The sequence below is a fragment of the Pseudonocardia sp. NPDC049635 genome (genome assembly GCF_040659795.1).
Lineage (GTDB): Bacteria > Actinomycetota > Actinomycetes > Mycobacteriales > Pseudonocardiaceae > Pseudonocardia.
This window is the reverse complement of record NZ_JBFAON010000017.1, coordinates 1-19,588: the sequence shown is the minus strand read 5'-3', so window position 1 is coordinate 19,588 and position 19,588 is coordinate 1. Positions and strand designations below refer to the sequence as shown.

The window sequence follows — 19,588 nt, the reverse complement described above, 5'->3', positions numbered from 1 at the left end:
ATCATGGAATGAACATCGCGACCCTGCTGCGCCGTTCCGCGCTCGACCACCCGTCCTCGACGGCGGTGGCGCTGGACGACACCGAGCTCAGCTACGCCGCCCTCGTCGAGCGGGCCGCCCGGTTCGCGGGCCACCTGCACGGGCGCGGCACCTCGCCCGGTGACCGGATCGGGTTCTTCCTGCCCAACCATCCCGACTACCTGGCCGGGCTGCTCGGCGCCTGGCAGGCCGGGGCGGTCGCGGTCCCGCTGAACGCGCTGTTCCCGGACTCCGCGCTACGGCACGCGATCACCGACTCGGGGCCCGACCTGCTGGTGCTGCCCGAGTCCGAGGTCGAGCGGGTCCGCGGCCTCGTACCCGGCGTCGACCTGCTCACCCTGGGACCGGCGTTCGACGCCGCGGTCGGCGCCGCAGGGCCCGCGCCCGGTGTGACGCCCCGCCTCGACGGCGACGACGCCCTGGTCATGTACACCTCGGGGTCGACGGGCGTCCCCAAGGGCGTCCGGCAGACCCACCGCAACACGCTCGCGCAGGTCGAGGGTGTCATCGACCTCTACGGGATCACCGCCGAGGACCACGTGCTGAACTGCATGCCGCTGTTCCACGTCGGTGGTCTGCAGCTGGCGAGCCTGCCGGTGCTGGCCCGCGGCGGCCGGATCACCTTCATGCCGCGCTGGGACGCCACGGTCTGGCTGGACCTCGCGCAGCGACTGCGACCCACCTACGGCGGGCTGATCTCGACGATGATGATCGACGTCGGGAACCGGACGGTCGACGCACCGGTCGTGCTCGACTCGTTCCGGATCTGCATGTTCGGCGGCTCGCGCACCCCGACCGCGGCGATCGACCGGTTGCGCGAGGGCACCGGCATCGAGGGCACCGAGATCTACGGGCAGACCGAGCAGAGCGGGCTGGTCGTCTCCTACGCGCCCGGTGAACCGCGCCGGCCCGGGTCCATGGGCCGCCCGCTCGAGCAGGTCGTGCGGACCCGGCTGGTGTCCCCGGCCACCGGTGGCGACGTCACCGGTCCGGGTGAGGTCGGCGAGCTCTGGGTGCGCGGCGACGCCGTCACCCCCGGTTACCGCAACCTGCCGGAGCTGACCGCGCAGCGCTGGAACGACGGCTGGTTCCGCACCGGTGACCTGATGTCGCACGACGACGACGGTTACCTGTACTACGTCGACCGGATCGACGACATGATCGTCTCCGGCGGGGAGAACGTGTTCCCGCAGATGGTCGAGGAGCACCTGGCCGCGCATCCCGATCTCGCCGAGGTCGCGGTGATCGGCACCGCCCACGAGCGGTGGGTCGAGCAGGTCACCGCCGTCGTCGTCGCCAACCGGCCCGGGGTCACCGCCGAGGAGATCGCAGCCTGGTGCGCCACCCACCCGGACCTGCGCGGCATCGCCCGGCCCCGGCGGATCGAGGTGGTCGAGGAGCTGCCGCGCACCGGCAGCGGCAAGCTCGACCGGCCGACGCTGCGGGAGCGGTTCCGGTGAGCGTGCCCGGTGTGCGTTACGAGGTCGTCGACCGCGTCGCCTGGCTGACCATCGACCACCCGGATGCCCGCAACGCGCTGTCCGCCGCGGTCCGCGCCGGGTTGTGGGCCGGGGTGCGCCGGTTCGTCGACGACGGGTCGGCGGCGGTGCTGGTGCTGACCGGTGCGGGGGAGCGGGCGTTCTGCGCGGGCGGCGACCTCAAGGAGATGGCCGCGGAGCGGCTCGAGGTGCCACCGCCGGACTTCCTGCCCCAGTTCGGGCGCAACATCGACGTGCCGAAGCCGACGATCGCTGCGGTCAACGGCGTCGCCTACGCCGGCGGGTTCCTGCTCGCCCAGCAGTGCGATCTCGTCGTCGCCGCCGAGCACGCCCGGTTCGCCGTGACCGAGGTGAAGGTCGGCCGCGGTGCACCGTGGGCGGCTCCGCTGTCCTGGCTGGTCCCGCCCCGTGTGGCGATGGAGATCCTGCTGACCGGTGACCCGGTCGACGCGCCCCGGGCGCTGCAGGTCGGCCTGGTCAACGACGTCGTCCCGGCCGCGGGGCTGCGGGCACGGGTCCAGGAGCTGGCGAGCCGGATCGCGGCCAACGCGCCGCTGTCGGTGCGGGCGGCGAAACGCACCGCGTACCTGTCGGCGTCGCACCCGCGGGACGAGGCGTACGCGCGGGCCGAGGAGATCTGGGCGCCGGTGTACGCGTCGTCCGACGCTCAGGAAGGGCCCGCCGCGTTCCGCGACCGCCGCACCCCGGTCTGGAAGGGAGCCTGATGCCGATCTCGATGGAGGCACTCGCCGACGATCTCGCGGCCGAGTCCGCGGTGCTGCGGGAGCTGCTCGCGCCACTGCCCGATCCGGACTGGCGCCGGGACACCCCGGCCGCCGGCTGGACGATCGCCGACCAGGTCTCGCACCTCGCACACTTCGACGACGTCGCGGTCCGCTCGGCCGTCGACCCGGACGGGTTCACCGCGGAGCGGGACCGGATCGTCGCCGGCGGCGGGATCGACCCGGACGCGATCGCCGCGTCGTACCGGGAGCTGTCCGGTGCGGCCCTGCTGGCCTGGTTCGACGACGCCCGCGGACGCCTGCTGGTGGTGTTCCGCGGGTTCGACCCGGGCCTGCGGGTGCCGTGGTTCGGGCCGCCGATGAGCGCGGCGTCCTCGCTGACCGCTCGGATCATGGAGACCTGGGCGCACGGCCAGGACGTCGCCGACACGCTCGGCGTCGTCCGCGAGCCCACCGGCCGGTTGCGGCACGTCGCGCACATCGGCGTCGGCGCGCGGGTGTTCAGCTTCGCGGTGCACGGCCGCCCGGTCCCCGAGGAGCCGGTCCGGGTGGAGCTCACCGGCCCGGCAGGCGAGGTCTGGACCTGGGGCCCGGACGAGGCCGCCGACCGCGTCACCGGCCCGGCGCTCGACTTCTGCCTGGTCGTCACCCAGCGCCGGCACCGCGACGACGTCGATCTCACGGTCACCGGCCCGGCCGCGACGGCCTGGATGGAGATCGCGCAGGCCTTCGCCGGGGCGCCCGGCACCGGACGCGAGCGGGGTGCGTACAGGTGAGCAGAGCAGTGCGGATCGGCAACGTGTCCGGGTTCTACGGCGACCGGATCGACGCCGCGCGGGAGATGGTCGATGCGGGCGACGTCGACGTCGTCTGCGGCGACTACCTCGCCGAGCTGACCATGCTGATCCTGGCGAAGGCGCAGGCCCGCGACGGCGGCGTCGGCTACGCGCGGACGTTCCTCACCCAGGTCGAGCAGATCCTCGCCGGATGCGCCGAGCGCGGCATCCGGATCGTCGCCAACGCCGGCGGGCTCGACCCGGCCGGGCTGGCCGGAGCGGTCCGGGCGGTCGCCGCGGCGCAGGGCGTCACGGTGCGGGTCGCCCACGTCGAGGGCGACGACCTGCGCGGGGACCTGTCCGCGATCGTCCCGGCGGTCGAGGGGACACCGGTCTCGGCGAACGCCTACCTCGGTGCGTGGGGAATCGCCGAGGCGCTCGCGGCAGGTGCCGACGTGGTGGTCACCGGGCGGGTCACCGACGCCTCGCTGGTCGTCGGGCCCGCGGCCTGGTGGCACGGCTGGGCGCGCGAGGACTGGGACGCGCTGGCCGGCGCCGTCGTCGCCGGGCACGTGATCGAGTGCGGCCCGCAGGCGACCGGCGGCAACTACCCGTTCCTGGACGAGATCACCGACCGCCGTTACCCGGGCTTCCCGATCGCCGAGGTCGCGGCCGACGGCAGCTCGGTGATCACCAAGCCGGAGGGCACCGGTGGTCTGGTGTCCGTCGGCACCGTCACCGCCCAGCTGCTCTACGAGATCGGCCCGCCCGCCTACCTCGGGCCGGACGTCACCGCGCACTTCGACACGATCCGGCTGGAGCAGGCCGGGGAGCACCGGGTCGCGATCGACGGGGTGCGCGGCAGCCCACCGCCGGAGACCCTGAAGGTCGCGCTCAACGACGTCGGCGGCTACCGCAACACGATGACCCTGGTGCTGACCGGGCTGGAGGTGGAGGCCAAGGCGGCGTGGGCGAAGGAACTGCTGTTCGGGATCCTGGACCGGGACGCCTTCGACGACGTCGACGTCCGTCTGCTGCGCTTCGACCACCCCGACGCCGGGTCCAACCCGGAGGCGACCGCACACCTGCGGATTACCGTGAAGGGCGCCGACCGGCGACTGGTCGGACGCACCTTCTCGAACGCGACCATGCAGCTCGCGCTCGGTGGCTACGCCGGTTTCCACACCACCACCCCACCGACCGACGCGACCGCGTTCGGGATCTACCGGCCCGCCGCGGTGTCCCGCGACGCGGTGGCGCACACCGTCGTGCTGCCCGACGGGACCCGCCGGAGGGTCGCCGACCCACCGGTACGGCGACCTGCTCCGCCCGTCGCCCCGCTGCGCGGTGGTGCGCCGAGCGGTGCGGGAGCTGTCCCGGTCCCGCCGCGCGGTGCGGGAGATGCCCCGGCGGCGCCGCGCGGGGACGAGCAGAGCGGTGCGGGAGCCGCCCCGGCCGCGCAGCGCGCGGGCGAGCCGGGCGGGGGGCGCACGCGGCGGGTGCCGCTCGGCGCGGTCGCGGGGGCGCGCTCGGGGGACAAGGGCGGTGACGCGAACATCGGGGTCTGGGCCCGCGACCGCCCCGGCCACGAGTGGCTGGCGGCGCTGCTCACCCCACGGCGGGTCCGCGAGCTGCTCGGCCCGGAGGCCGCCGACCTCGACGTCACGGTGTTCGACCTGCCCAACCTGCACGCGGTCAACGTCGTCGTGCACGGCCTGCTCGGGGACGGTGTGGCCTCGTCCACCCGTCCGGACCCGCAGGCCAAGGGGCTCGGCGAGTACCTGCGCAGCCGGGTGGTGGACGTGCCGGAGCACCTGTTGGCGGAGTGAGGCGGCTCGGCGGCGCGGTCACCGGACGAGCCGCGTCCTCACCTGCCCTCCACCCGGGCGGCGAGCCGGTATCCGACGCCGCGGACGCTGCGGACCATCGAGCGGTGCCCCAGCTTGCCGCGCACCGCGGAGACGTGGACGTCGAGGGTGCGTGAGTCGGCGACCCAGCTGCTGCCCCACACCTGCTCGGCGATGACCTCCCGGGACACCACCCGCCCGGTGGCCCGCACCAGCAGCACCAGCAGGTCGAACTCCTTGCCCGACAACTGCTCGGGCGCGGGATCGGCCTGTCCGTGCGGGACCGAGGGGACGACCCGGCGCAGCTGCAGGTGCAGCACCGCCGCGGTGCGCGGCGGGTCGGTCCCGTCCTCGGGATACAGGTAGACGGCCCCCGGCGGCCCGTCCCGGTGGCCGGTGCGGCGCAGCACGGCCCGCACCCGAGCCAGTAGTTCGCGCATGCCGAACGGTTTGACGACGTAGTCGTCGGCGCCCGCCTCCAGGCCCTGCACCCGCAACGCGGCATCGGCCCGGGCGGTGACCAGGATGACCGGGGTGTCGGAGTGCCTGCGGATCGAGCGGATGAGGGCGGCGCCGTCACCGTCGGGCAGCGTCCGGTCCAGCAGGACCAGATCGGGCGGCTCCCGGCGGAACGCGTCGTAGGCGTCGGCCACCGTCCGCGCCCGGTCGACCCGGAACCCGTTGAGCCGCAGGGCGTCGGCCATCGCCGCCGCGACCCCCTCGTCGTCCTCGACGAGGAGCACCCGGCTGGGTCTCATCCCTTCGCCCCCCGGCGAGTGTTAGGCCAACGCAAGTTCTTGCCGTGCAGTGCCCTGCCCAGTGTGACGCAGGCCCTAGCGTCCGCCGCCATGGTGCAGGCAGGGGCGCGGCACACCGGCGAGGACGACCACGGTGACGCCGGCGACGCCCGTGGGGCCCGGGACGAGGTGCCGACCGCCGAGCTCGACGACGAGCGGCCGGGCAGGGTCCTGCGCGGCCCGGTGAGCCTGCTGGTCGGTCTCGTCTGTGCCGCGGTGTCGGTGTTCGCGATCGTGCAGGTCCTCGATCCGCTCACCCGCGGCATCCAGTTCTATCTGATGATCTTCCTGGCGGCGACGCTACCGCTGGTGTTCCTGACCTACCGCGCCGGTCTGCCCGCCCGGCTGCGCGGCCACCGCAGGCTCGGGGCGTGGCTCGACGGCGAGTCGCCCGGTGCGCTCGACCGGACGCTCGCCGTCGTGGCGCTGCTGGTCGCGACCTACCCGATGCTGCCGTTCCCGGTCCTCGGCGGCGGCGGCGGTTTCGACGCCTTCCTGGACCGCCAGGGCCTGCTCCTGCCCGTGGACGTGATCGCCGGTGGCCTGCTGACCCTGCTGGTGCTGGAGGCGTGCCGACGCACTACGGGCTGGATCCTCCCGGCGATCTGCCTGGTGTTCCTCGGATACGGCTACTACGGCGGGCTGCTACCGCAGGGCTGGGAGATCGCCCACCGCGGCCTCGACTTCTCCCAGATCGTCAACGCCCTCTACAACGACGCCTCCGGGTTCTACGGCACACCGCTGGCGGTCGCCGCGTCGTACATCGTGCTGTTCACCCTCTACGGGGTGGTCCTGGAGTTCTCCGGCGCCGGCCGGTTCTTCGTGGACCTGTCGCTGGGCCTGACCGGCCGGTCGAGCGGTGGGCCCGGCCGGGCGGTGACGATGTCGGGCTTCCTGCTGGGCACGGTCTCCGGCTCCGGTGCGGCCACCACCGTGACCCTGGGCTCGGTCGCCTGGCCGGTGCTGCGCCGTGCCGGGTACCCGCGCGAGGTGGGCGGCGGGCTGCTGGCCGCCGCCGGGATCGGCGCGATCCTGTCCCCGCCGACGCTCGGCGCGGCGGCGTTCATCATCGCCGAGTACCTGGCGGTGCCCTACCTGCAGGTCCTGGTCTGGGCGGTGATCCCCAGCGTGCTGTACTACCTCGGCATCGTGCTCGCCGTGGAGATCGGGGCGCGCCGGCTGCGCACCCGGGCCGTCGACGCCGGTGTGCCCCCGGCCGGCCGCACCCTGCTCCGCTACGGCTACCACCTGGTGTCGCCGGCGGTCATGGTGGGCGCGCTGGTGATGCACGTGTCCGCGCCCCGCGCGGTCCTGCTGGCGACGCTCACCGCCTTCCTGCTCTCCTTCCTGGACCGCAGCAGGGCGATGAGTCCGTCCGGGATCTACCGGGCCCTCGCCGGCGGTGCCCGGGCGGTGCTCCCGGTCGTCGCGGTGTGCGCAGCGGCCGGGATCATCACCGCGACCGTCACCAGGACCGGTCTCGGTCTGCAGACCGCGTCGCTGCTCGTCCGCGGGGCGGAGCAGCTCGGCGCCGGCAACCCGGTCGCGGTGCTGCTGCTGACCGTGCTGTTCGCGGCGCTGGCCGTGTCGCTGCTCGGTCTGGCGGTCCCCGTCACCGCCTCGTTCATCATCAGCTGGGTCGTCATCGGCCCGGCACTGATCGAGCTCGGGGTCGGCGCACCGCAGGCGGCGATGTTCATCTTCTACTTCGCCGTGCTGTCCGAGGTGACCCCGCCGACCGCGCTCGCCGCCGTCGCCGCCGCCGCGATCACCGGCGGCAACGCCATCGGCACCATGTGGCAGACGTTGCGCGTGACCCTGCCCGCCTTCCTGGTGCCGATCGCGATCGTCGCCACCCCGGCCGGGCAGGGCGTCCTGCTGCAGGGCGACCTGCTCACGATCCTCGGCGCGTTCGCGGCGTGCGCGTGCGCGGTGGCGGCACTCGCCGGGGTCACCGGCGGCTGGATCGTCGGGCCCGCCACCGGCCCGGAACGACTGCTGCTCACCCCCGCCGCACTTCTCCCGCTCTACCTGCACCCGCTGACCGCGGCGATCGGGGCCGGTTTCGCCGTCCTCGCCGTCGGGGTCCATCTCGTCCGACGTACCCGAACCCCGAAGGAGCCGACCGTATGAAGCCCAACCGCGTGTGGGGCCTCGCCGCCACTGTGTCGGTGCTCGTGCTGATCGCCGCGTGCGGTGGTCAGCAGAACACCGTGTCCACCGAACTCGCCGCGGACCCGGGTTCCTGCGAGGTCACCCGGCCGACCCGCATCTCCATCGCCACCGGCAACGCCAGCGGCGTGTTCTACGCACTCGGCGGCGGGATGGCCGAGGCGCTCGGCCGGTCCACCGGCGGCACGGTCCGGGCGAACGCCGCCGAGACCGGTGCCTCGGTGCAGAACATCGAACAGCTCGGCACCGGTGACTACCAGGTCGCCTTCTCCACCGCCGACACCGCCGTCGACGCGGTCACCGGCACCGGCAGCTTCGCACCGGACCGGCGCGACGTCGTCGCGCTCGCCCGGCTCTACACCAGCACCGTCCAGGTCGTGGTCCGCAACGACCGGGCCATCGGATCGCTCGCCGACCTGGCCGGCAAGCGAGTCTCCACCGGTTCCCCCCGGTCGGGCACCGAGGTGGTGGCCAACCGCCTGTTGGAGACGGCGAACGTGACCGCGCACGCCCAGCGGCTCGATCTGGGCACCAGCGTCGACGGCCTCCGGGACGGTTCGCTGGACGCGCTGATCTGGGTCGGCGGCCTGCCGACACCGGCGCTGATCGACCTGTTCTCCTCGGCCGGCGACCAGGTGTCGATGCTCGACATCTCCGCGACGCTGCCGGCGATGCGACGCCTCAACGGTGCCTACGAACCGGGCGGTGTCCCGGCGGAGGTGTACGGCACGGGGTCGTCCACACCGAGCATCGCGGTGGGGAACGTGTTGCTGGCCCGGTCCGACATCGACCCGGCGCTCTCCTGCGTCGTCACGAGGACGCTGCTGGAGAACCTCGACGAGCTGGCCGCGGTGAACCGGGCGGCCGCCGAGATCACGATCGAGACGATCGCCGACACCGGTGAGGTGCCGCTCGCCCCCGGTTCCCGGCGTGCGGTGGAGAGCCTGCGCTGACCGGGCCCGCGCCGCGTCGGACGACGCGCACCACGCTCCCGGGCGCACCGGCCAGTCAGCTCGGCGGGACCGGCCCGAGTTCGTGGAGCAGTCCCGCGACCCGCTGCCCCTCGGCGGCCAGGAACCGGTCGAACTCCGCGCCGGGCAGCCACGCGTCCCGCCACCCGTTGGTCCGCAGCGTGGCCCGCCACTCGGGGGTGTCGCGCAGCCGGGCGAAGACCTGCTCCAGGCGGCTCCGTGCCTCGGCGGACAACCCGGGTGGGGCGACCACCCCGCGCCAGTTCGCGAACTCGACGTCCACCCCTGCCTCGCGCAGCGTGGGGGCGTCGACCCCGGGGACGCGGTCGCCGTCGGTGACCGCGAGCACCCGCAGGTCACCGGCGTCGATCTGGTCGGCGAACTCGCCGAGGCCGGACACGGCGACCTCGACCTCACCGCCGAGCAGGGCGGCGAGCAGGTCCCCTCCGCCGTCGTGGGTCAGGTAGTCGACCCGTGCCGGATCGACCCCGGCGCCGCGTGCGAGCGCCATCGTCGCCAGGTGGTCCGGGCCACCCGGGGTGGAGCCACCGCCGAACCGGACCGCGGACGGATCGGCCCGCCAGGCGTCGAGCAGGGCGTGCACGTCACCGATGGGCGAGTCCCCCGGCACGACGACGATCTCGCTCTCCTCGACGAGCCGGGCGATCGGCGTGGTGTCGCCGAGCGTGACCGGGGCGCCCCGGGAGGCGGCCGCTCCGACCACACCCAGGCCGGCGCTCATCACCAGCCGCTCGTTGCCGGCCTCGCTGATCGTCCGCCCCAGTCCGGCGACCCCGCCGTTGCCGGGCAGGTTGAACACCTCCACCGGCCCGGCGATCCCGCTGTCCTCCAGCGCCTTCGCCGTGCTGCGGGCGGTGACGTCGAATCCACCGCCGGGCGTGTTCGGCACCAGGATCCGCAACCCGTGCAGCGGGGCGCCCGCCGGGTCGAACGCCGTGGTGAGAGTGGGGACCGCCGGGACGGCGACCAGCGCGGCGGCAGCCAACAGCACCGTCACCAGCAGCGGGCGCAGCCGCCGCTGCCGCGTCGCGCGGTCGGCGACGGGACGCTCGACCGTCGCCGTCCGGTCCATCGGTACCCCCGTCGTCACTGCCGGTGGCCGCAGTCTGTGCGCCCCGGCCGACCCGCGCCAGCCCGGCGCGACGGTGGGTCCGGGCCGGGCGTGTCGCACTAGTCTGGGCGGGTGCAACGACGCGGGAGCCAGGGGCCGTTGGCGCGCCAGTTCCTGGTGTGGCAGCTGGTGGTGGTCGTGGTGCTGCTCGGCGCGGTCGCCGTGCTGGCTGCGGTGCAGTCCGCCGAGTCGTTCCGGGAGACCCAGGGCCGGCGGATGCTCTCGGTCGCCGAGGACGTCGCGTCCGTGCCGACCGTGCGGGCCGCCCTGCAGGACGCCCGCTACGACCTGCTCCCGGCATTCGCCCGCAGCGCGGAGAACCTGTCCGGTGCCGACGGGATCGAGATCGTCGATGCCGGCCTGATCGTGCGCACCTCCCCGGATCCGGCACGGGTCCGCCACCGGTTCGACCCGGGGGAGGGCACGGCCCGGGCCGGGCGGGCGTGGGTGGGTAACCCGGACGGTCGCACCGTCGTCGCCCAGGTGCCGGTGATCGGTGACGAGGGCACCGTCGTCGGGCTGGTCTCGGCCGGCATCCGGGCGCCGGCGCTGTGGTCGTACCTGGCCGGGTCGCGCGCCGAGTCGGTGGCACTGCTCGGTCTGGCGCTCGGGGTCGGGGTCGCCGGATCGCTGCTGCTCGCCCGGCGGGTGCGGCGCCAGACCCTCGGATTGGAGCCGGCCGAGATCGTGGAGCTCGTGCAGCGCCGCGAGGCGATGCTGCTCGGGATCAAGGAGGGCGTGGTCGGACTGGACAACGGGGACCGCATCACGCTGCTCAACCCGGTCGCGCGCGAGCTGCTGGAGCTGCCGACCGCCCGGCCCGGTGACCACGTCGCCGATCTCGGGCTCGACGAGCGGCTGCGCGAGGTCCTGACCGGGACCGCGGACGGTGAGGACCAGCTCGTGCTGCGCGGCACCCGGGCGCTGGTGCTCAACCGGATGCCGGTCCGCCTCGACGGCAGGAAGGTCGGCGCCGTCGTCACGCTGCGGGACCGGACCGAGCTGACCACGCTGCAGCAGCGCCTCGACACCTCGCACACCGTCACCGACACGCTGCGGGCACAGGCCCACGAGTTCTCGAACCGGCTGCACACCATCGCCGGGCTGACCGAACTGGGCGAGCACGAGGAGGTGCGCCGGTTCGTCTCCGGGATCGTCGCCGCCACCGAGGGCTGGCGCCGGGAGGTGTCGGCCCGGGTCGGCGACCCGGCGGCGGCGGCGCTGCTGGTCGCGAAGAACAGCCAGGCCACCGAACGCGGGGTGGAACTCGTGCTGTCGCCGGGCTGCCGGCTGGCCCCGACCACCGCGGAGCGGGACCCGGGCCTGTCCGGGGACCTGGTCACGGTGCTGGGGAACCTGATCGACAACGCGATCGACGCGACCGCCGGTGCCGGCGGGCGGAGCCGGGTGGAGGTCGGGCTGGACGGGGGCGGTGAGAACGGGATACGGGTCGTGGTCCGTGACTCCGGCCCGGGAGTGGCCTCCGAGCTGGCCGAGGAGGTGTTCCGGGCCGGGTTCAGCACCAAGGCCGCGGAGATCGGTGGTCGCGGCCTCGGCCTTGCGCTGGCCCGCCAGGCCTGCTTGCGCAGGGGTGGCACGATCGCGGTCCGGGACGCGGCACCGGGCTGGTCGGGTGCGGTGTTCGAGGCGACGTTGCCGCTGATGCCGATGGAGGTACGGACGTGAGGGTCCTGGTCGTCGACGACGACTTCATGGTCGCCAAGGTCCACTCGGGGTACGTGGAGCGCATCGAGGGCTGCACGGTGGTCGCGGTCGCCCACCGCGGCGAGGAAGCCGTGGAGCTGGCGACGCAGCTGCGGCCGGATCTGGTGCTGCTGGACGTCCACCTGCCCGACATGTCCGGACTCGGGGTGCTGTCGCGGCTCCGCACCGGGATGCCGGACGACCCGTTCGTACTGGTCGTGACGGCGTCGGACGATCCGGCCACGGTCGCGGCCGCGTTGCACGGCGGGGCGCTGCACTACCTGGTGAAGCCCTTCGACTCGGCGGCGCTGGCCGCCCAGGTGCACCGGGCGTCGCAGATCCGGCGGGACCTGGACCGGGTCCGCGACCAGGCCGACATCGACCGGATCTTCGGCGGCGGCGGGACGGCCCAGACCGGTGGCCGGGAGCGCATGCCGAAGGGGCTCACCACACCGACCGCCGAGCTGGTGGCGCGCACCCTGCGTGAACACGGCGCCGACCAGTCGGCGTCGGAGTGCGCGGAGGCCGCCCAGCTGTCCCGGGTCAGCGCCCGACGCTACCTGGAGCACTTCGTCTCGACCGGTGTGGTGACGGTGCGGCTGCGCTACGGCGGCACCGGCCGCCCGGAGCGCCGCTACCGCTGGGTGGGCTGAGGACGCTCCGGGGCACCGGCCCGGGCCGCGTGGTCCAGCAGCAGCGCGGCCACCGGCTCGTGCACGACGGCGGGCAGCAGGTGCCCCATCCCCTCGACCGTGGCCAGCCGCGCGGCCGCGCCGATCCGCGCGGCCAGCAGCCGTGCGTGCGGCGGCGGATGGACCGGGTCCTCGGGGCCCTCGACGACCAGGGTCGGCACCGCGATCCGGCTCAGCTCGTCGCCGCGGTCGAGACCGGCCGGATCGGCCTCGGTGGCGTGGGCGGTCGACGGCTCGATCCGGCCGGAGTGCGCGATCACCTCCCGTTCCAGGGCGGCGTGCTCGGCCCGGTCGAACGGCAGGACGGTGCCGCACAGCCGGCGCCGGAACTCGACCCGCCAGGCCAGCTCACCGCGCTCGTCGCGCGGGTCGTGCACCTCCTGCCGCATCCGCAGCACGTCGCGCGACGGCCCGGGCAGCTCGTCGTCGCCGGAGGCGGGCGCGCCGGGCGTACCGAGGGGGGCCGTGCACAGCAGCGCGGCGCTCGCCAGCCGGTCCGGGGCGTCGAGCGCGAGCAGCTGCACCAGCTGCCCGCCCAGTGCCGCGCCGACGGCGTGCGCCCGGTCGATCCCGCAGGCGTCGAGCACCCGCAGCGCGTCACCGGCGAGATCGGCGAGCCGGTACGGGTGCTCGTCGAACAGGCGCGCCGAGCGCCCGGTGTCGCGGTGGTCGTAGCGGATCACCCGGTGCCGGGTGCGCAGCCGGTCGACCAGCGGATCCGGCCACCGGCCCGGACCGGTCTCGTCACCGCCCGCCACGAGCAGCACCGGCGCTGCGGCCGGAGCCCCCTGAACCGCCGGGAGATCCTCCACCCACACGGTCACGCCGGGCTCGACCTCGACCTCGCGCTGCACGGCCGAAGCCTGCCAAACGTCGTCGATGCCCCGTGCGGGCGGGTCACCGGCCCCGGACGTGCGACGGCCCGGACCACCTGTTGCAGGTCCGGGCCGTCGTGGGCGAACGGGTCAGGCGGCTCAGCCGACCTTCTCGATCAGTGCGGCGCGCTGACGCTCGCCGAGACCGGCGGCCCGGCGCGAGGCGTCGATGCCGGCCTCCTCCATCACCTTCGAGACCTTCGCCGGGCCCCAGCCCGGGACGCTCTTGAGCAGGTCGGCGACCTTGGTCTTGCCGACGATCTGGTCGGTCTTCGCGCGACCCAGCACCGCGGGGATCGTCTCCTCACCGCTGGCGATCTTGTCGCGGAGCTCCTTGCGGGCGGTGCGCGCGGCGGCCGCCTTCTTGAGGGCTTCGGCGCGCTGTTCCGGGGTCAGTGTGGGCAGGGCCATCGCTGACGCCTCCTCTCGGTTCCACGCGCCCCGTTCCGGGGCGGATTGGTATCGCGGATCGCGGTACAGACTGGCAGAGACACCCTCACGACCTGCCAGAACCCCCTCCGCGGGGCGTGTCGGGCCTGGTCGGGGGCTGCTCGCCGCAGCCGGCCGACCGCCCGCCGCCCCGGAACGGTGAACTCTGTTGTCGCAGGTCAGCGGCATGAAGGCGGGCCCGGCCCCGGGAGCCCGAGTGCGCGGCACAGCCCGGCGACGTCCCAGAGCGTCCGCACCTCGTCGATCCGGCCCTGCCGCACCCGTACCAGCGCCACCGCGGTCACCTCGGCGGGCCGGTGGGTGGGGGCGACGCCGGGCAGCAGCCAGGGCAGCTCCCGGTCGTGCACGAAGGAGAACCGTGTCTCGTCGGCGATCCGGCGCACGTCCAGCGTGCGGGACAGCCGGGTCCACGCCCACCGGTGCGGGAGGCCGGCCGCCATCGCGTCGAGATGGGCGAGGGCGGCGTCGCGGCCCGTCCCGCCCGCCCCGGTCGGGAGCTCGGTCCAGACGACGGCGTCGGCGAGCGCCGCGGCAGCGGGACCGGTGTCGCGCCGCTCGTGGAGCGCGGTGACGACCTCGTCCCAGGTCCGGGCGACGTCACGCATCAGTGTCTGCATGGCCGGGGTCACCCGGCCACGGTGCCACGGCGCGCCGCGGCCGGGAACGCCCGGACGCGCAGGTCGTCCGGGCGCCCGGCCGGGTCAGGCGGAGGCCGCCGGTCGCGGCACGGACCCGGACGTGGTGTTCGGGTCGATCTCGGGCCGGTGCTCGACGTTCTCGTGCGGGTGGGCGGAGTCGACCGCGCCCGCCCGGGAGTCCAGCGACCGCTCGTAGGACGCGGTGACGCTGATCAGCCGGTGCCCGCGGTGGCGTGCGTAGCGCAGCGACCGGACCCAGTTGAACAGGGTGCCGAGCCGGTTCCCCCAGCCGATGAGGAACGCGACGTGCACGTAGCACCACATCAGGTAACCGAGCCAGCCGGTGATCTTGACGCCGCGGACGTCGGCGACGGCCTCCCGGGCACCGATGGTGGCCATCGATCCCTTGTCGAAGTAGCGGAACGGGGCCGGGGTGGTGTCGTCGCCCTTGGCCCGGGCGGCGATGAGCTTGCCGACGTAGGTGCCCTGCTGCATCGCGACCTGGGCGACGCCGGGCAGCCGGTCGATGGTCGAGACCATGTCGCCGACGGCGAAGACGTCGTTGCGCCCGGGCAGGCTGCAGTCCGGGTCGACCGGCAGCCGCCCGGCCCGGTCCACCTCGGTGCCGGAGGCCTTGGCGAGCAGCTCGGCCAGCGGGGACGCCTGCACACCGGCCGCCCACACCTTGGTCCGCGCGGTGATGCGCTCCTCGCCGTTCGGGCCCTTCACGGTGATGGAGTCGGCGTCCATGTCGGTCGCCATCGTGTTCAGGCGGACCTCGATGCCCTTCGCCTCGAGGGTCTTCTTCGTGTAGCGCTGCAGCTTCTTCGCGAACGGCGGCAGCACGGCCGGGGCCGCGTCGAGCAGGATGATCCGCGCCCGACGGGTGTCGATGGCCCGGTACTCGCGGGGCAGCACGTACCGCGCCAGCTCGGACAGCTGGCCGGCCAGCTCGACACCGGTCGGGCCGGCACCGACGACCACGAAGGTCATCCAGGCCTGCTGCTCGGCCGGGTCGTCGGCCACCTCGGCGAGCTCGTAGGCGCCGAGGATGCGCGAACGCAGCAGCCGGGCGTCCTCGATGGTCTTCATGCCGGGGGCGTACTCGGCCCACTCCGGGTGCCCGAAGTAGGCGTGCGTGGCGCCGGCGGCAACCACCAGGGTGTCGTAGGGCAGGTCGATGTGCCTGCCGTCGGGGGCGGCCGCGCGCACGATCTTGGCGTCCAGGTCGATGTCACCGACCTCGGCGAGCAGCGTCCGGACGTTGGGCTGCTTCTTCAGCACCCGGCGCAGCGCCGGGGCGATCAGGCCGGGGGACAGGATCCCGGTCGCGACCTGGTAGAGCAGCGGCTGGAAGAGATGGTGGTTGGTGCGGTCGACGATGGTGATGTCGACGTCGGCGCCCTTGAGTGCCTTGGCGGCCTGCACACCGCCGAACCCGCCGCCGACGATCACGACCTTGTGCCGGTCCTGTCGTCCGTCGTGCACTGGCCTGCTCACTGGGTCCGCCCCTCGTAGGTCGCTCCGGTGCGCGGGGTGTCCGCGCCGTGCTCCACGGCCGGGTGTGGCTCCTCCCGTCCCGAGCGTGGGCGGTCCTGGTGAGTCGACGACGGTCGACAACGACGAGGGGCCGTCCGGCCAGTCCCCGACCGTACGAACACCCGCGCGACTGAGCAATTCGAAACGACCCGGAAACGCACCCCAGAGTCCGAACTCACACATCGATCACGCGCAAGCGACATGCGGTATCAACCGGGCGTGGGACCATGAAGTGCATGTGCGGGATCGTCGCCGCGTTCGGCGGCACAGCAGTGGGACGACCGAAGGACACCGAGAAGTACGAGCGGATGCTCGCCAGGGTGGCGCACCGCGGCCCCGACGACACCGGGATCCAGGTGGTGGGGAACTCCTGGCTCGGCCACCAGCGACTGTCGATCATGGACGTCAGCGGCGGACACCAGCCGATGTCCGATGCCGCCGAGACGGCCTGGATCGTCGGCAACGGCGAGATCTACAACCACGAGCGGATCAGCAAGGCCTTCCCGGACGGGACGGTGCGCACCAAGTCCGACACCGAGGCGGCGCTGCACGCGGTGATGTGGGACGGGCAGGTCGCCGTGGCCTCGCTGAACGGCATGTTCGCCGTGGCGATGGGCCGCAACGACGGCTCGGCGCTCGTCGCCAGGGACCCGTTCGGGGTGAAGCCGCTCTACTGGGTGCCGCCGGCCCAGCTCGCCGCGGGCGCGGGCGACACGATTCCCTACACCGGCCCGGACCCGCACGCGACCGTGCTGTTCGCCAGTGAGCTGCGGGCCTTCGACGAGTCCGACCGGCCCTACGTCGAGTCGTTCCCGCCCGGCTGCCTGTGGAGCCCGTCGTCCGGGCTCGTCCGGTTCGCCGACGCGGTGCCGGTCGAGGTCCGCCCGGCCCGGCGTGCCATCCGGCCCGGCTGGGACGACGCCGACCTCTCCCAGGTCCGCGAGGCCGTCATCTCCGCGGTGCGCCGCCGGATGATGTCCGACGTCGGGGTGGGCGTGTTCCTCTCCGGCGGCCTGGACTCGGCGCTGGTCGCGGCGATCGCCGCGCAGGAGTCCCGGGCCCGCGGCGAGCAGCTGCCGACGTTCGCCGTCGGCACCGAGGACTCCGGCGACCTCATCGCGGCCCGCAAGGTCGCCGCGCACATCGGGTCGGACCACCACGAGATCGTGGTGACCCCGCAGGACATCGGCGAGGCGCTCGACCACGCGGTCGAGGTCATCGAGCACTACGACCCGGCGCTGGTGCGCAGCGCGGTGCCGAACCTGATCCTGGCCCGCGAGGCGGCGAAGAAGGTCAAGGTCGTGCTGACCGGGGAGGGCGCCGACGAGCTGTTCGCCGGGTACGCCTACACCCACGGCCCGGAGTACGCCGACCCGGACACCCTGCAGGCCGAGCTCGTGCGCTCCCTGGAGCAGCTGCACCATCTGAACCTGCAGCGCTGCGACCGCACCACGATGTACTTCGGTCTGGAGGCCCGCGAGCCGTTCCTCGACTCCGGCCTGGTGCGCACGGCGCTGGCGCTGCCGCCGGAGTGGAAGCAGTGCCCGGACGGGCGCCCCGAGAAGGCGATCCTGCGCGAGGCGTTCGAGGGCTGGCTCCCCGAGGACCTGCTGTGGCGGGGCAAGGAGCAGTTCGGCGACGGCTCCGGCGCGGGCACCGTGCTCGCCGAGCTGGCCGCCCGCAAGGCCGAGGCGGCCCGGTTGTCGGGAGAGATCCGCAGCGTGCCCGAGCACCCCGAGCACTCCTGGCCGCTGCGCAGCGAGGAGGAGTTCCTCTACTACGAGATCTGGCAGTCGCACTTCGCCGGGATCCGCCCGGACCGGGTCCTGGGGGCCTTCGCCACCGCCTGATCGCGGGCGAGGTGCCCGCCGGCCCGGCGGGCACCGGTCAGCCCGGGTACTCCTCCTCGCCGGCCGGGACGTCCGCGGCGCCGACCGCGGCACACGCGTCCTCGACCGACTGGGGTGCCGCCGACGGCGGCTCCTCAGCGTCGGGGCCCGCGGCCGGCGTCGACCCGGAGGTCGGGCTCTCGGTGGGGCTCGGTTCGGTGCTCGGCTCCGTGGCCGGGGCGGCGAGCGCCGGGTCCGGGGCGAGCGGCGGGTCCGCAATCGCGTTGCGGACGACCTCGCGCATGTAGTCGATGTCCGGGTCGGCGGTGACGAAGAAGCCGGTCGAGGAGTTCGGGTCCGGCAGTGACGGGTCGAACGCGACGCTCTCCAGCCGGAACCCCTCGTCGGCGAGCACGGCGAGCGCCGGCAGCACCTGCTGGGGCATGTCGGTGGCGACGTTGTCCCGGGTGACCGCCGCGATGCTCTGGAACCGGCCGATCAGCTCGGTCGCGCTGGTCTCGGCGATCACCGCCTGGATCAGGCAGCGCTGCCGCCCCATCCGCTGGTAGTCGGTGCCGTCCCGGCGGGAACGGGCGAACCACAGCGCGTCCTCGCCGTTCAGGGTCTGCACGCCGGGCTGGATGTAGCGGTCCGGGGTGGTGTAGCGGCCGAACGCGGTGACCCCGCCGACCGGGACCGGCTCCGGGCCGACGTTCACGGTGACCCCGCCGACCGCGTCGATCATGGCGGAGAACCCGGCCATGTTGACCTCGAGGTAGTAGTCGATCGGCAGGCCGGTCATGTACGAGATCGTCGACTGCAGCAGGTTGATGCCGGGGAAGCGGGTCGGGCCCGGTGGCGCGATCTGCGGGTTCTGCTCGCCGTAGGCGTAGACGGCGTTGAGCAGGTAGTTCCCGGCCGGTTCGGACGGGTCGTCGAAGCCGTCCGGGAACTGTTCGGCGGCCGGGGTCCCCGGCGGGAACTCGGCCCGCTCGATGTTGCGGGGCAGGCTGAACAGGGTGGTCCGCCCGGACCGGGTGTCGATGCTGGCGAGCATCATCGTGTCGGTGCGGGTACCCGCGCGGTCGTCACCGGCGTCGCTGCCGAGCAGCAGGATGTTCAGCCGTGGCTTCCCCAGCGCCTCGGCGGCGGAGGTGCCGCCCCCCTGGAACAGCGAGTTCAGCAGGCCGCGCTGGGAGTTGAGCAGTTCGACGCCGTACCCGAAGGGGACGGCGACGGTGAGACACATCAGCGCGGCGGTCGCCGTACCGAGCACCTTCTGGCCCGGCGGCATCTCCCGCGGACGGGCCAGGGCATAGGTGCGGGCGACCTGCGCGATCCAACCGACCCCGCCGAGGACCAGCACCCCGGCGATGACGGTGAGCGTGGTGGTGGACAGCAGGTTCTGCAGGAGCGTGGAGCGGCGCGCGAGCAGCACCAGCAGGGCGAGCCCGACGACCACCGCGACGAGGGTGCCGAGGATCAGGCCGCCGGTGCGCCGGCGGTGCAGTGCGAGGTGGCCGGATCCGGGCAGCACCGCGGAGGCCGCGGTGAGGCCGAGCGCGGCGCCCAGGGTCGCCCGTGCGGTGTCCAGCGGACGGCTGCGGCCCCCTGCGTCCGCGCGGTCGGCGGGAGCGTCGCCGGGGCGCCGGGCCCCGCCGGGCCGGGCCCCGGTACCGCGACCGGCCGGTCCGGTGGCACCGGGCGGTTCGGCTCCGGGCCGGGCCGGACCCCACCTGCGGCGGACGGAGGCCGCGGTGCCACCGGCGGCGGCCCCCGCTGCGGCAGCCGTGCCGTCGGCGGCCGGGCCGGACGCCCCGGCTGCCGGGGAGCCGGCGGAGGGGCCCGGTGACCGCGGCGGACGGGCCGGGGGGCGCCGGTCGCG

Annotated in this window: 16 protein-coding genes; 9 read left to right on the top strand and 7 right to left on the bottom strand. The window is 74.2% G+C overall.

Annotation, left to right across the window (positions count from 1 at the left end):
* The first annotated feature begins 8 nt into the window (after window positions 1–8).
* Genes AB0J24_RS19605 through AB0J24_RS19590 form a run of 4 tightly spaced genes read left to right on the top strand, consistent with a single transcriptional unit; the run spans window position 9 to window position 4,886 of the window.
* A complete protein-coding gene (locus tag AB0J24_RS19605; protein WP_358683278.1) occupies window positions 9–1,499 on the top strand; it encodes a class I adenylate-forming enzyme family protein in 1,491 nt (496 codons plus the stop codon).
* Between the two features lie 2 nt (window positions 1,500–1,501).
* Window positions 1,502–2,263: an enoyl-CoA hydratase-related protein gene (locus AB0J24_RS19600; RefSeq protein ID WP_358683511.1), complete on the top strand. Its 762-nt coding sequence runs from the start codon at window positions 1,502–1,504 to the stop codon at window positions 2,261–2,263.
* A complete protein-coding gene (locus tag AB0J24_RS19595) occupies window positions 2,263–3,057 on the top strand; it encodes a TIGR03084 family metal-binding protein (protein ID WP_358683276.1) in 795 nt (264 codons plus the stop codon). The genes AB0J24_RS19600 and AB0J24_RS19595 overlap by 1 nt, the downstream gene beginning before the upstream one ends.
* On the top strand, window positions 3,054–4,886 hold the full coding sequence (locus tag AB0J24_RS19590) for an acyclic terpene utilization AtuA family protein (RefSeq protein WP_358683274.1): 1,833 nt from the start codon (window positions 3,054–3,056) through the stop codon (window positions 4,884–4,886). Before AB0J24_RS19595 ends, AB0J24_RS19590 begins: the two co-directional genes overlap by 4 nt.
* Window positions 4,887–4,924: 38 nt before the next feature.
* Here AB0J24_RS19590 and AB0J24_RS19585 read toward each other — a convergent pair whose 3' ends face one another.
* Window positions 4,925–5,647, bottom strand: coding sequence for a response regulator transcription factor (locus AB0J24_RS19585; protein ID WP_358683272.1), 723 nt, complete (start codon window positions 5,645–5,647; stop codon window positions 4,925–4,927).
* A 105-nt stretch (window positions 5,648–5,752) separates the two neighbouring features.
* Here AB0J24_RS19585 and AB0J24_RS19580 point away from each other — a divergent pair, with 105 nt between their 5' ends.
* On the top strand, window positions 5,753–7,834 hold the full coding sequence (locus tag AB0J24_RS19580; RefSeq protein ID WP_358683270.1) for a TRAP transporter fused permease subunit: 2,082 nt from the start codon (window positions 5,753–5,755) through the stop codon (window positions 7,832–7,834).
* Complete coding sequence (locus AB0J24_RS19575) at window positions 7,831–8,826, top strand: TAXI family TRAP transporter solute-binding subunit (protein ID WP_358683268.1); 996 nt, start codon at window positions 7,831–7,833, stop codon at window positions 8,824–8,826. The genes AB0J24_RS19580 and AB0J24_RS19575 overlap by 4 nt, the downstream gene beginning before the upstream one ends.
* A 55-nt stretch (window positions 8,827–8,881) precedes the next feature.
* Here the strand turns inward: AB0J24_RS19575 and AB0J24_RS19570 are convergent, their stop codons facing one another.
* On the bottom strand, window positions 8,882–9,853 hold the full coding sequence (locus AB0J24_RS19570) for a tripartite tricarboxylate transporter substrate-binding protein (RefSeq protein ID WP_358683509.1): 972 nt from the start codon (window positions 9,851–9,853) through the stop codon (window positions 8,882–8,884).
* Window positions 9,854–10,048: 195 nt separating this feature from the next.
* Here AB0J24_RS19570 and AB0J24_RS19565 point away from each other — a divergent pair, with 195 nt between their 5' ends.
* Window positions 10,049–11,662 carry a sensor histidine kinase gene (locus tag AB0J24_RS19565; protein WP_358683266.1) on the top strand — a complete coding sequence of 538 codons (1,614 nt, stop codon included), beginning with the start codon at window positions 10,049–10,051 and terminating at the stop codon, window positions 11,660–11,662.
* A complete protein-coding gene (locus AB0J24_RS19560; RefSeq protein ID WP_358683264.1) occupies window positions 11,659–12,333 on the top strand; it encodes a response regulator in 675 nt (224 codons plus the stop codon). The genes AB0J24_RS19565 and AB0J24_RS19560 overlap by 4 nt, the downstream gene beginning before the upstream one ends.
* Here AB0J24_RS19560 and AB0J24_RS19555 read toward each other — a convergent pair.
* The 4 genes from AB0J24_RS19555 to AB0J24_RS19540 all read right to left on the bottom strand — a co-directional run bounded on the left by AB0J24_RS19555 (window position 12,315) and on the right by AB0J24_RS19540 (window position 15,835).
* Window positions 12,315–13,226, bottom strand: coding sequence for an alpha/beta hydrolase (locus AB0J24_RS19555; protein ID WP_358683262.1), 912 nt, complete (start codon window positions 13,224–13,226; stop codon window positions 12,315–12,317). The two genes, AB0J24_RS19560 and AB0J24_RS19555, sit on opposite strands and share 19 nt — an antisense overlap.
* A 120-nt stretch (window positions 13,227–13,346) precedes the next feature.
* Window positions 13,347–13,658, bottom strand: coding sequence for an integration host factor, actinobacterial type (gene mihF, locus AB0J24_RS19550; protein WP_085916071.1), 312 nt, complete (start codon window positions 13,656–13,658; stop codon window positions 13,347–13,349).
* 197 nt (window positions 13,659–13,855) lie between these two features.
* The gene (locus AB0J24_RS19545) at window positions 13,856–14,326 is read right to left on the bottom strand and encodes a hypothetical protein (protein WP_358683260.1); all 471 of its coding nucleotides are present in this window, start codon (window positions 14,324–14,326) and stop codon (window positions 13,856–13,858) included.
* A 72-nt stretch (window positions 14,327–14,398) separates the two neighbouring features.
* Entirely contained in the window at window positions 14,399–15,835 is a 1,437-nt protein-coding gene (locus AB0J24_RS19540; protein ID WP_358683258.1) for an NAD(P)/FAD-dependent oxidoreductase, read from the bottom strand.
* Between the two features lie 275 nt (window positions 15,836–16,110).
* Between AB0J24_RS19540 and AB0J24_RS19535 the strand changes: the two genes are divergently transcribed.
* Window positions 16,111–17,724 (top strand): asparagine synthase-related protein, encoded by a 1,614-nt coding sequence (locus AB0J24_RS19535; RefSeq protein ID WP_358683256.1) that lies wholly within the window; start codon window positions 16,111–16,113, stop codon window positions 17,722–17,724.
* A gap of 37 nt (window positions 17,725–17,761) precedes the next feature.
* On the opposite strand, the gene AB0J24_RS19530 is transcribed toward AB0J24_RS19535, so the two are convergent.
* A partial coding sequence (locus AB0J24_RS19530) for an LCP family protein (protein WP_358683254.1) occupies window positions 17,762–19,588 on the bottom strand: 1,827 nt, incomplete at its 5' end.

Excerpts from the sequence above, each read along its gene's own strand:
- mihF (WP_085916071.1), bottom strand. The coding sequence starts at position 13,658 with ATGGCCCTGCCCACACTGACCCCGGAACAGCGCGCCGAAGCCCTCAAG.
- AB0J24_RS19580 (WP_358683270.1), top strand. The coding sequence starts at position 5,753 with ATGGTGCAGGCAGGGGCGCGGCACACCGGCGAGGACGACCACGGTGAC.
- AB0J24_RS19535 (WP_358683256.1), top strand. The coding sequence starts at position 16,111 with ATGTGCGGGATCGTCGCCGCGTTCGGCGGCACAGCAGTGGGACGACCG.
- AB0J24_RS19605 (WP_358683278.1), top strand. The coding sequence starts at position 9 with ATGAACATCGCGACCCTGCTGCGCCGTTCCGCGCTCGACCACCCGTCC.
- AB0J24_RS19575 (WP_358683268.1), top strand. The coding sequence starts at position 7,831 with ATGAAGCCCAACCGCGTGTGGGGCCTCGCCGCCACTGTGTCGGTGCTC.
- AB0J24_RS19595 (WP_358683276.1), top strand. The coding sequence starts at position 2,263 with ATGCCGATCTCGATGGAGGCACTCGCCGACGATCTCGCGGCCGAGTCC.